This is a genomic window from Pseudomonas sp. Sample_14, from assembly GCF_004307515.1.
In the GTDB taxonomy this organism is placed as follows: domain Bacteria; phylum Pseudomonadota; class Gammaproteobacteria; order Pseudomonadales; family Pseudomonadaceae; genus Aquipseudomonas; species Aquipseudomonas atacamensis.
Window position 1 is genome coordinate 113,617 of the sequence record NZ_RCOC01000067.1, and the last position, 11,127, is coordinate 124,743.

Genomic DNA, 11,127 nt, shown 5'->3' on the forward strand with positions numbered 1-11,127 from the left:
CCTTGAAGCCTTAGCCGTGAACCCTGTTCACGGCTTTCAACGCTGGGTGGTGTTGCAGCCGCTCGCTGAGAAAATCCACAAACGTGCGCACCTTCGCCGGTACGCGCGGATGTTTCAGATAGACCAGTTGCACCGGTAACGCCGGCGGCTCAAAGGCCTGCAACACCAATTCCAGTTCACCGGCCGCAACCTGGCTGGCGACTTGATAAGACAGCACCCGGGTAATGCCCCAACCGGAACTGGCGATGTTGATCGCCGCCTGATTCGCGGTGACCACCAGACGCGGTTCGAAGCGAAAGCTCAACGGGCCATCGGCATGGGCGAATTGCCAATCGCTGAGCAAATGACTGGCGGACGACATGACGATATTGGCGCGGCTCAGCTCGTTCGGATGTTGCGGTCGGCCATAGCGGGCGAAGTAATCCGGCGTGCCGCAAATCACTTGGCGGACCTCGCCGACCTTGATTGCATGCTGATTGTTTTCGTGCAGATGGCCGATGCGTACGGCGACATCGATACCCTCTTCCGCCATGTTCACCACGCGATCGACCAGCAACGCCTTCAGATGCACTGAAGGAAACGCATCGACGTATTGCGCCAGCAACGGCGCGATGAACAGCTCGCCAAACAACACCGACGCGGTCACGCTCAAGTGCCCGCACGGCACCCGATAACTGCCGGCGGCCGCCTCTTCGGCTTCGTCGACGTCGCACAGAATTCTTCGGCAATCGTCCAGATAACGATGCCCGGCTTCGGTCAGGTGCAGGCTGCGCGTGGTGCGCGACAACAGGCGCGTGCCGATGCGTTGCTCCAGCGCGGCAATGGCGCGGGTGACGCTGGGGGGCGAGGTGTTCAAACGCCGGGCCGCCGCCGCAAAGCCACCCTCCTCGGCCACGGCCAGGAACATGCGCATTTCCTGAAAACGATCCATAGACGGGATCCTGTAAAAAACTTCGAAAACACAGTGAAATCATGTGGGAGCGAGCCTGCTCGCGAAGGCATTCTGTCAGTCAACATCACCGTTGAATGACACACCGCTTTCGCGAGCAGGCTCGCTCCCACAGGATATGTGCATCGTTGTGAATCAAGCTGTTTGCAGGCCCACCGCTGTACGCTGCATGCCGACGAATTTCGGCAGCGCCTCGACCCGCGCCAGCCACGCCCGCACATTCGGGTAATCCTCCAGCGAGACATTGCCTTCCGGTGCGTGGGCGACGTAAGTGTAGGCGGCCACATCGGCAACGGTTGCCTTATCGCCGGCAAGGAATGCGCTGTTGGCCAACTCGTCTTCCATCACCTGCAACAACGCATGGGAACGCTTGATCGCATCAGCTGCGTCGTAACCGGCGCCGAAAACCGTGATCAAGCGCGCCGTGGCCGGGCCGGAGCTGATCTGCCCGGCAGCCACCGATAACCAGCGCTGCACCTTGGCTTGTTCGACCGGATCGCTCGGCAGCCACTGGCCGTTGCCGTATTTGCTCGCCAGATAAACCAGAATGCCGTTGGAATCAGCGAGCACCGTACCGTTGTCGTCAATCACCGGCACCTGGCCGAAACGGTTGAGGGCGAGGAATTCAGGGGTTTTGTGTGCGCCCTTCATCAGGTCGACGAACAGCAGTTCGGTCGGCACATCCAGCAGGGACAACATCAACTCGACGCGATGCGAGTGGCCGGACAACGGATGGCGGTACAGTTTGACGGCTGACTGAGACATGACGTGCTCCTGGATTATTTGAGGTCGACCCGCTGATCGTGTCGATGGGTCTCATCCTGCTCCCCTGCCGCAAATCGCGGAATCCTCAGCAAATACAATCGAGCATTTCAGCCAGTGAAATAATCACCCGCCTCCTTAGGCGCGCGCAGGGATCATTTCACCGAGTGAAACAGTGGATTGCAGTTTCTGGCCATTCCCTCGCAACCAGCCGGGGGCGAACATGAGCCCAACTTGAGCTTCAGCCCCTGGCGGCTCACCGGCCCGTTTGCACCCGAGGAGAATCGAAATGGACACAGCGTCGAAACCGCAGCCCTCGCCCTGGCACGAAGGTGAGCTGACCCTGCAACGTGCCGTCGGTGCGGTGGAAATGATGGTCGGTGTCGGCCAGCGGCAACTGGCCCGCGACTGGATGCCGGACCAGCACCGCGAGTTCTATGCGCAACTGCCCTTCGTCGTGCTCGGCGCCGTTGATGGCCAGGGCGATCCGTGGGCGACGCTGCGCACCGGTCAACCGGGTTTCATGGATTCGCCGTCACCACAGGTGCTCAAGATCAAACTCGACGCGCAGCCCAACGACCCGGCCAATCAAGGCCTGCAGCCCGGCGATGCGATCGGCATGCTCGGCATCGAGCTGCACACCCGTCGGCGCAATCGCATGAACGGCAACATCAGTCGCCGCGATGACAACAGCCTCGAGATCGGCGTGACCCAGGCTTACGGCAACTGCCCGCGCTACATCAATCTGCGCCACTACGCGTTCGTCGACGAAACCACCGACACTGCGCTCGACTTGCCGGTCAGCGAACCCTTGGTGCGCGACATGATCACCGCCGCCGATTCGTTCTACGTGGCCACTTATGTGGTGCGCGACGGTGAGCGCCAAGTCGACGTGTCCCATCGCGGCGGCAAATCCGGCTTCGTGCACATGGACGAAGACGGCACCCTGACCATCCCGGATTTCTCCGGCAATCTGTTCTTCAACACCTTGGGCAACATCCTGCTCAACCCGCGCGCCGGGCTGACCTTCATCGATTTCGAAAGCGGCGATCTGTTGCAGATGACCGGCAGCGCAGAAGTGCTGCTCGACGATCCGCAAATCGCCGCGTTCCAGGGCGCCGAGCGCCTGTGGCGCTTCAAGCCGCAGCGCATCGTTTACCGTCAGGCCGCGCTGCCACTGCGCTGGGCCGAGCAACCGGAAGGCGATTCGCCCAATTCGCAAATGACCGGCAGCTGGGAGCAGACCCGCGAGCGTTTGCAGGCCGAGGCGCTGCGCAATCACTGGCGCGCGCTGCACGTCACGCGGGTGGTCGATGAGAGTCCGCAGATCCGCTCCTTTTACCTGCAAGCCAACGACGGCTTCGGCCTGCCGCGCTTTGAACCGGGCCAGCACTTGCCGATCAAGGTCTTGCTCGACGGTCAGGATGCCGCGTCGATCCGCACCTACAGCGTGTCCAGCGCGCCGTCGGACGAGTTTCTGCGCATCAGCGTTAAACGCGATGGCTTGGTCTCCTCGCATCTGCATGATCGCGTTCAGGCATTGGACTTGATCGAAGCCCGCGCGCCGCAAGGCGATTTCACCGTCGACGCCACCGAACGCCGGCCACTGGTGCTGTTGGCCGCTGGCGTTGGGGTGACGCCGTTGCTGTCGATGCTGCGCGAGGTGGTCTATCAGGGCAAACGCATCAGCCGCATGCGCCCGACCTGGGTGGTGCAAAGCAGTCGCACCGTCGAGGATCTGGCCTTTCGCGAAGAAATCGACGCCTTGGCTGCGCGCGCCGGTGACAAGGTCAAGGTGCTGCGCGTGGTCAGCCAGCCGCCGCTGGACGCAACAGCGCAGGGTTACGATCATGCCGGGCGCATCGACGTCGCCCTGCTGAAGAGCCTGCTGCCGCTGGATGACTACGATTTCTACCTGTGCGGCCCGGGCAGCTTCACTCAGGCGCTGTACGACGGCTTGCGCAAAATGCGCATTCCCGATGATCGCATCCACGCCGAAACCTTCGGCCCGTCGACACTGATCCGCGATGTCGAAATCAGCACCCCGGCGCCGCCGCAGGTGCCGGTCGCGGAAGAGCCGGTCAAGGTATTGTTTGCGACGTCCGGCAAGGAAGCACGCTGGGAACCGGGCAGCGGCACCTTGCTGGAACTGGCCGAGGCACGTGGCTTGAATCCGGAGTTCAGCTGTCGCGGCGGCTCGTGCGGCACCTGCAAAACCCGCCTTACCAGCGGCCAGGTGCATTACCTCACCCCGCCGGCCATGCGCCTGGCGGACGACGAAGTGCTGATCTGCTGCGCCGCCCCGGCGCAGGGCAGCGAAACCCTGGTGCTGGACGTTTGAATCATGAGGAGGTGCGCCATGAAGCCGTATGCAGAAACCAACGTCGTTTGGCCGCAAGAGAAAACCGGACTGTCCGCCAGTGAATGCGAACGCAGTTTTTTACTGCCGCAACTGATGGGTTCACTCGCCGGTGAAACCTGCGCGTTGACGGGCTCATTCAATCAACGTGAGCATCTGCCTTCAAGCCCGAACGGCTGGTTTTCCCGTGGGCTCAAGGCGTTGTTGGCTTAGGCTTTGCTCACCGCAACCACTCTGCCCGTCGGCCGGTGCTGGCGGCTGGTGACCAGGCCAATCAACGAGATCAGCAGCGCCAGGCCAATGGTCGAAGTCACTTCCAGGCGATGTTCAGGGGTGATCATCATCACTGCCAACGCCGCGCAGATGAAGGCGATGACCAGCCAGGTGAGCCAGGGAAACAGCCACATGCGCAAGGTCATTTCGACCTTCTCCCGTTCCAGTCGGCGGCGCATGCGCAACTGCGAAATGGCGATCACCAGATACACCAGCAAGGCAATTGCGCCGGAGCTGGCGAGCAGGAACTGGAACAGCCCGGCCGGCATGAAATAGCTGAGTAACGTCACGCCTGCGCCGATCACCGTGCTGGCAATGACCGCCGCGCGTGGCACGCCGGCCGCCGAAGTCACCTTCAGTGCCGGCGGCGCATCGCCGCGTCGGCCCAGCGAATAGAGCATGCGCGAGGAAATGTAGATCGACGAGTTCATGCAACTGGCCACCGCGATCAATACGACCACGTCGACGAGGAATTTGGCGTTGGGGATGTTCATCAGTTCCAGTGCGCGCTGGTATGAACCGACCGAGGCAAGTTGCGGGTCGTTCCACGGCACCACGGAAATCACCACGAAGATCGACAGCAGATAGAAAATGCCGATGCGCCAGATCACCGAGCGCGTGGCCTTGGCGATGTTCTGCGCCGGATTGTTCGATTCCGCAGCGGCGATGGTCACCGCTTCGGTGCCGATGAAACTGAACATGATGGTGATGAACGCGCCGACCACCGCCGACATGCCGTTGGGCGCAAAGCCGCCGTGCTCGGCCATCAGCGTGCTCAAGCCGCTGGCTTCGCGCTCGGGAATCCAGCCCATCAGCACCGCAAAACCCAGACCGATGAAACCGATGATTGCGATGACCTTGGCCATGGCGAACCAGAATTCGAACTCGCCGTATTTCGACACGCTGAACAGGTTGGTGATCACCAGCAGCACGATCGACAGCAAGGCGAACAACCACGCATCGACCTGGGGAAACCACTGATTGAGCACATGCCCGGCGGCCAGCGCTTCGATGGGAATCACCAGCACCCAGAACCACCAGTAGAGCCAGCCAATGGTGAACCCGGCCCAGCGGCCAATGGCTTGATCGGCGTAGGTGGAAAACGAGCCGGTGTCGGGATGCGCCACGGCCATTTCGCCGAGCATGCGCATGACCAGCACGACCAGCAGACCGGAGAACAGATAAGCGAGCAGCACCGCAGGTCCTGCGGCGGCGATGGCGTGGCCTGAGCCAACGAAAAGTCCTGCGCCGATGATGCCGGCAATGGAAAGCATGGTGACGTGACGCGGTTTGAAACCTTGCGCCAACTGACCGTTGGAGTCCTTGGGGTTCAGGCTAGTCATGGGTTCTTATTGTTCTCATGATCGACGTTTGGGCCACTGACTGAGCGTCAGGCGATCATCATTTCCGGTGTCGGCATCAGGCGAAAGCTGCGACGCAGACGCTTTGCCGACGAAATGATGCTTCACCTTACGTGGCCCGGCCGCCGCGCAACTAGCCTGAGTGCGGCATGCCGATGTCTGATTTCGACATGCCACTCTCAGGCCAGCATGGGTCGGCGGCAACCGCTGCGGCGATTTACAGCGTGTAGGAAATCCCCACCTGCACGGTTCGTGGCGCCCCCGGGTAGGCGTAAACGTTGCCGAAGGCGCCTTCTTCGTAGTCGCGATCGAAGATGTTTTTCACATCGAGATTGAGCCGCACCTTGTCGTTGATCTTGTAGAAGCTCAGCAGGTCGACCACGGTGTAACTGCCCATGGAAAACGCGGTGTTGGCGGTCTGCCCGGCGCGCTCGTCGACGTATTTCAGGCCGGTGCCAAGGCCAAGGCCTTTGAGCGTGCCGTCCTGGAACTCGTACATGTTGAGCAGGCTGAAGCTGTTCTTCGGGATGTTCAGCAGACGCGTGCCTGAGCGCAGCGTGTTGTCCTTGGTCACCTCGGCGTCGACGTAAGCGTAACCGCCGACCACTCGCCACTCCGGGGTGAGGTTGCCGGTGACGTTGACGTCGAAACCACGGCTGCGTACTTCACCAGCGGCGACGCTGAAGGTCGAATCCACCGGGTCGGTGGTCAGCACGTTGCGTTTTTCGATCTGGTAGATCGCCGCGTCGACGCTCAACTGCTGATCCAGCGCTTCCCACTTCACGCCCATCTCGTAGGATTTACCCTTCTCCGGGGCGAAACCGCCGCCTTCGCGGCTGGCGCCGGTGTTGGGCTTGAACGAGCGCGCGGTGTTGGCGTACACCGCCAGGGTTTCGGTCAAATCGTAGGTGACGCCGATACGCGGGGTGACGGCGTTGTCGCTGGCCTGCCAGCTCTTGCCGCCCGGCACGTAGGTTTCGTAATCGTGCTCGAAGCGCTCGAAACGTGCGCCGGCCAGCACTTTCAGTTTTTCGGTCAGGGCTACCTGATCCTGCACGAACGCGGCGTAGGTCTTGAGGTTCTCTTTGTCGTGGGTCGGTGTGCGGGTCAGCGCCGGGCGTGGCTGGCCGTAGACCGGGTTGAAGATGTCGATCGGGTAGGCACTGACCGCGCCGCTGGAGCGCTGGATGATCGACTTGTAGTCGTAATCTTCGTACTCGATGCCGGTGAGCAAGGTGTGCTGCAGGCCGCCAGTATCAAAATGCCCGGTGAGGTTGAGCTGGGTGTCCTTGTCGGTCCATTCCAGCTTGCGGTAGTTGAAGTTGCGCCCCAGCGTGCGGCCGTCAGCGGCAATGCCGTTGGCCTCGATCGCATTGCCCTTGAGCGAGCCGTCGAGCCACTGGAAACCGCCGCCCAGGGTCCAGTCGTCGTTGAGCATGTGCTCGAAACGCAGTTGCGCCATGTTGTTGTCGTTGTGCAGCTTGCCGACGTCCTTCTCGCCAAAGAAGGTATCGCGCGAGGCAGTGCCGATCTGCGCCGGGTAGCGCGTCACGCCGCGATCGAGCGGCGCGTTGTTGCGCATGAAATCGCCTTCGAAAATCAGCTTGGTCGCGTCGGTGGCCTGCCAGGTCAGCACCGGCGTGATGCCGTAGCGCTCGGTCTCGACATGATCGCGGAAGGTGTCACCGCCCTCGCCCACCACATTCAAGCGATAGGCCAGACGCCCTTCTTCATCGAGCGGCCCGGAAGCGTCGAGGGTGCCGCGCTTCATGCCTTGGTCGTTCAATTGGCTGCCTAACGTAACGGTGCGCTCGGGCAACGGCTGTTTCGACACCACGTTGAAGGTACCGCCGGGATCGCCACGGCCATAGAGCATGGTCGCCGGACCGCGCAGCACTTCCAGACGCTCGATGGTATTGGCGTCGGGCATGTTCGGGTAGCCACGGTTGATCGGGAAACCGTTGCGGTAGAACTCACCGGTGGTAAAACCGCGCACGGTGAAGGTGGTCAGGCCCTGCCCGCCGAAATTGTTCGCCCGACCGACGCCGCCAGCGTAATCCAGCGCATCCTGCAAACGCGTGGCGCCGAGGTCTTCGACGGCATCCTTGGTCACCACGCTGATCGACTGCGGGGTTTCGTGAATCGAAGTGTCGGTGCGCGTGGCGCTGGCCGAACGGGTCGCGCGATAGCCCTGCACCGGGCCGTCTGCCCGTTCGTAATCCGCTGTGCCGACCACATCGGTGGCTTCCAGCTCAAGCGTTGAAGAAGTCGGTTCGGCTGATTCAGCCCACGAGGAAGAAGACAACGCCTGCAGCACACAAATGGAAAGCAGAGTTCGACGCATGAGGTGAAAACCTTTACGAATAGGCCAGAACGAAGGGCAAAACCGCCACTGAAAACGCCGCGCATGGTATACGGTCGCATTAGTAATTGAAACGTATTCTTATTTGTCATGTTGATCAGGATTGGTGAGCGGGATTCATCACTCCATCCTGAAACCGCGCATTATCAGCAGCGCGTCGATGGCCTAGGCTCGTAGAGATCCGACGTCAATCGATGGCTGCGCCGCGCTACGTGGGCGCCGCCAGCCTGTCTGAAAGGAATTTGCAGATGAAATTCGACACCCCGGCCGGCTCCAATCCGATCGACCAGCTGAACGTCATCGGCCAACCTGCCGACCGCATCGACGGCAAGCTGAAAACCACCGGCACCGCCACCTACGCCTACGAGCAAAACGCAGCGGTGCCGGACGCCGCCTATGGCTATATCGTCGGCGCCGGGATCGGCAAGGGGCGCATTGCCTCGATCGATTCGACGCAAGCGCGGGAGGCGTCCGGGGTGATTGCCATCGTCACTTACGAAAACGCCGGGCCATTGGCCAAAGGCGAGTTTTACGTAGCCAGGGCCTTGGCCGGGCCGCAGGTCGATCACTATCACCAGGCCGTGGCGATTGTCGTCGCAGGCACTTTTGAACAGGCCCGCGCGGCCGCCGGCTTGCTCGACATCCGCTACGTGGCCGAACCAGGTTCGTTCGATCTGGCTGCGGCGAAAGACTCAGCTACCCCACCGCCACCGGCCGGTTTCGGCCCGCCGCCGCAGACCAGCGTCGGTGACTTTGAAGGCGCCTTCAACGCTGCGCCCGTGCAAATTGATCAGCACTACAGCACGCCTGACCAGGCCCACGCGATGATGGAACCGCACGCAACCATCGCCCGCTGGAGTGGCAAGCAATTGACCTTGTGGACATCGATCCAACAGATCAACTGGGGCGTGCGCGATCTGGCGAAAACCCTCGGCATCGCCAAGGAAGATGTGCGCCTGATCTCGCCGTATATCGGCGGTGGTTTCGGCGGTAAGGGCACGATTCTTTGCGACGCAGTGTTGGCATCCCTGGCCGCTCGACATGCCGGGCGAGCGGTGAAAGTCGCGCTGCCGCGGCCGCTGATGTTCAACAACCTGACCCATCGTCCGGCGACGCTTCAGCGCCTGCGCATCGGTGCCAACCGTGACGGCGTGATCACGGCGATCGGCCACGAGAGCTGGTCGGGCAATCTGCGCGGTGGTCGCGCCGAAGCGGCTACCGCGTCAACCCGCTTGCTTTACGCCGGGGCCAATCGCATGACCCGTTTGAATCTCGCCGTGCTCGATCTCGCCGAGGGTTCGGCGATGCGCGCGCCGGGCGAGGCACCGGGGATGATGGCGCTGGAAATCGCCATGGATGAACTGGCCGAAAAGCTGCAGATGGATCCGCTGCAACTGCGCATCCTCAACGACTCGCAGGTCGATCCTGAGCAACCGGCGCGGAGGTTCTCCAAACGACAGTTGGTGGAATGCCTGAACACTGGGGCTGAACGCTTTGGCTGGCGTCAGCGCAACCCTCAACCCGCTCAGCGCCGTGAGGGCGGTTGGCTGATCGGCATCGGGCTGGCCTCGGCGATTCGCGGCGCACCGACCACCGCTTCGGCGGCGCGGGTGCGACTCGATCGTCAAGGCGTCATCACCGTGGAAACCGACATGACCGACATCGGCACCGGCAGTTACACCATCATCGCCCAGACCGCTGCCGAAATGATGGGCGTGCCGCTGGACCGTGTCGTGGTGCACTTGGGCGATTCGCGGTTTCCGGAATCGTCGGGCTCCGGCGGCCAGTGGGGCGCCGCCTCCTCCACTGCCGGCGTATATGCCGCGTGCGTGAAACTGCGTGAAGCCGCCGCTCACGCCGTCGGGTTTGACCCGCAGCAAGCCGAGTTTGTCGACGGGCAAATTCGCGCAGGCTCGCAGCAGGTTGCCTTGGCTCAGGCCGCAGCCAATGGCGAGCTGACGGGCGAGGACCGCATGGAATACGGTGACCTTGCCCAGCGCTTCGCCCAGCAGACTTTCGGCGCGCATTTCGCCGAGGTCGCGGTCAATGCGGCGACCGGCGAAATTCGCCTGCGTCGGCAACTGGCCGTGTGCGCCGCCGGGCGCATCCTCAACCCGAAAACCGCGCGCAGCCAGATCATCGGCGGCATGACCATGGGCGCTGGTGCGGCATTGATGGAAGAGCTGGCGGTGGATCATCGAATCGGCTTTTTCGTCAATCACGATCTCGCCGGATACGAGGTGCCGGTGCACGCCGACATTCCCCATCAGGAAGTAATCTTTCTCGATGAAGTCGACCCATATGCCACCCCGTTGAAAGCCAAAGGCGTTGGCGAGCTGGGTATCAGCGGCGCGGCGGCGGCCATCGCCAACGCGATCTATGACGCCTGTGGCGTACGGGTGCGCGATTATCCGATTACGCTGGATAAACTCATCGGCGAGTTGTCCTACCCGGTCTGAGACTGGATCACGCAGGATATCGCCCATGTACCCCACCACCCCCGATGGCCGCTATTTTGTGGTCAAGCAGCAACTCTGGCGTTGCAGCAATCCAGCGCTGCCAGCCGCCGAGCGTGAGGCATTTGTAGCCGAACTCATGTCAGCGCGGCGTGCGGTCAAAGAGGCAAAGCGTGGCGACGATGCACAGGCGTTGAAGTCAGCGAGAGCTCGCGTCAACGTCGCCAAAGTCGCGCTGGGTGAGCGCGGGCCGGTGTGGTGGGATGACGGCAGCCCGGATTACAACCGATTCAAAGTGAGCAATACACCGTATGCGCAGTGGTTTGCCCAACTGCCAGACAAGAACGGCGGACCTGCCTGAGTACTGATGGCCTGTAGAACCCCAATCAAACAAGCAACGCAGGTCCCCTGTGGGAGCGAGCTTGCTCGCGAATGCATTGGGTCAGGCAATGAAGATGTTGAATGTGCCGCCCTCTTCGCGAGCAAGCTCGCTCCCACACTGGATTTTGCATGTCGCCGGGATTTTGCAGGCGCCGCGAAAACCTGTGGGAGCGAGCTTGCTCGCGAATGCATTGGGTCAGGCAATGAAGATGTTGAATGTGCCG

The 11,127-nt window shown here is 61.9% G+C and carries 9 protein-coding genes and 1 pseudogene; 6 read left to right on the plus strand and 4 right to left on the minus strand.

Features of this window, described 5'->3' with window-relative positions:
* Nucleotides 1-10: 10 nt before the first annotated feature.
* Nucleotides 11-931 (minus strand): LysR family transcriptional regulator, encoded by a 921-nt coding sequence (locus tag D8U61_RS16090; RefSeq protein WP_016774781.1) that lies wholly within the window; start codon nucleotides 929-931, stop codon nucleotides 11-13.
* 43 nt (nucleotides 932-974) lie between these two features.
* Here D8U61_RS16090 and D8U61_RS28265 point away from each other — a divergent pair.
* Nucleotides 975-1,064, plus strand: a pseudogene (locus D8U61_RS28265) (metal ABC transporter ATP-binding protein); the annotation flags it as partial.
* A 20-nt stretch (nucleotides 1,065-1,084) separates the two neighbouring features.
* Here the strand turns inward: D8U61_RS28265 and D8U61_RS16100 are convergent.
* Entirely contained in the window at nucleotides 1,085-1,714 is a 630-nt protein-coding gene (locus D8U61_RS16100) for a glutathione S-transferase (protein ID WP_125927075.1), read from the minus strand.
* 286 nt (nucleotides 1,715-2,000) lie between these two features.
* On the opposite strand from D8U61_RS16100, the gene D8U61_RS16105 reads away from it, so the two are divergent.
* Both D8U61_RS16105 and D8U61_RS16110 read left to right on the plus strand, forming a co-directional pair.
* The gene (locus tag D8U61_RS16105) at nucleotides 2,001-4,052 is read left to right on the plus strand and encodes a pyridoxamine 5'-phosphate oxidase family protein (protein ID WP_125927076.1); all 2,052 of its coding nucleotides are present in this window, start codon (nucleotides 2,001-2,003) and stop codon (nucleotides 4,050-4,052) included.
* Nucleotides 4,053-4,070: 18 nt separating this feature from the next.
* Nucleotides 4,071-4,283 (plus strand): hypothetical protein, encoded by a 213-nt coding sequence (locus tag D8U61_RS16110; RefSeq protein WP_125927077.1) that lies wholly within the window; start codon nucleotides 4,071-4,073, stop codon nucleotides 4,281-4,283.
* Here D8U61_RS16110 and gabP read toward each other — a convergent pair.
* Nucleotides 4,280-5,686 (minus strand): GABA permease, encoded by a 1,407-nt coding sequence (gabP, locus tag D8U61_RS16115; protein ID WP_125927078.1) that lies wholly within the window; start codon nucleotides 5,684-5,686, stop codon nucleotides 4,280-4,282. The two genes, D8U61_RS16110 and gabP, sit on opposite strands and share 4 nt — an antisense overlap.
* A 235-nt stretch (nucleotides 5,687-5,921) precedes the next feature.
* A complete protein-coding gene (locus D8U61_RS16120; RefSeq protein WP_125927079.1) occupies nucleotides 5,922-8,048 on the minus strand; it encodes a TonB-dependent siderophore receptor in 2,127 nt (708 codons plus the stop codon).
* A 266-nt stretch (nucleotides 8,049-8,314) separates the two neighbouring features.
* On the opposite strand from D8U61_RS16120, the gene paoC reads away from it, so the two are divergent.
* The 3 genes from paoC to D8U61_RS27915 form a co-directional block, all read left to right on the plus strand.
* Nucleotides 8,315-10,525: an aldehyde oxidoreductase molybdenum-binding subunit PaoC gene (gene paoC, locus D8U61_RS16125; protein WP_130927281.1), complete on the plus strand. Its 2,211-nt coding sequence runs from the start codon at nucleotides 8,315-8,317 to the stop codon at nucleotides 10,523-10,525.
* A gap of 25 nt (nucleotides 10,526-10,550) precedes the next feature.
* A complete protein-coding gene (locus D8U61_RS16130; RefSeq protein ID WP_130927282.1) occupies nucleotides 10,551-10,883 on the plus strand; it encodes a hypothetical protein in 333 nt (110 codons plus the stop codon).
* Nucleotides 10,884-10,944: 61 nt separating this feature from the next.
* The coding region (locus D8U61_RS27915) for a hypothetical protein (protein ID WP_206663089.1) at nucleotides 10,945-11,127 on the plus strand (183 nt) is incomplete at its 3' end.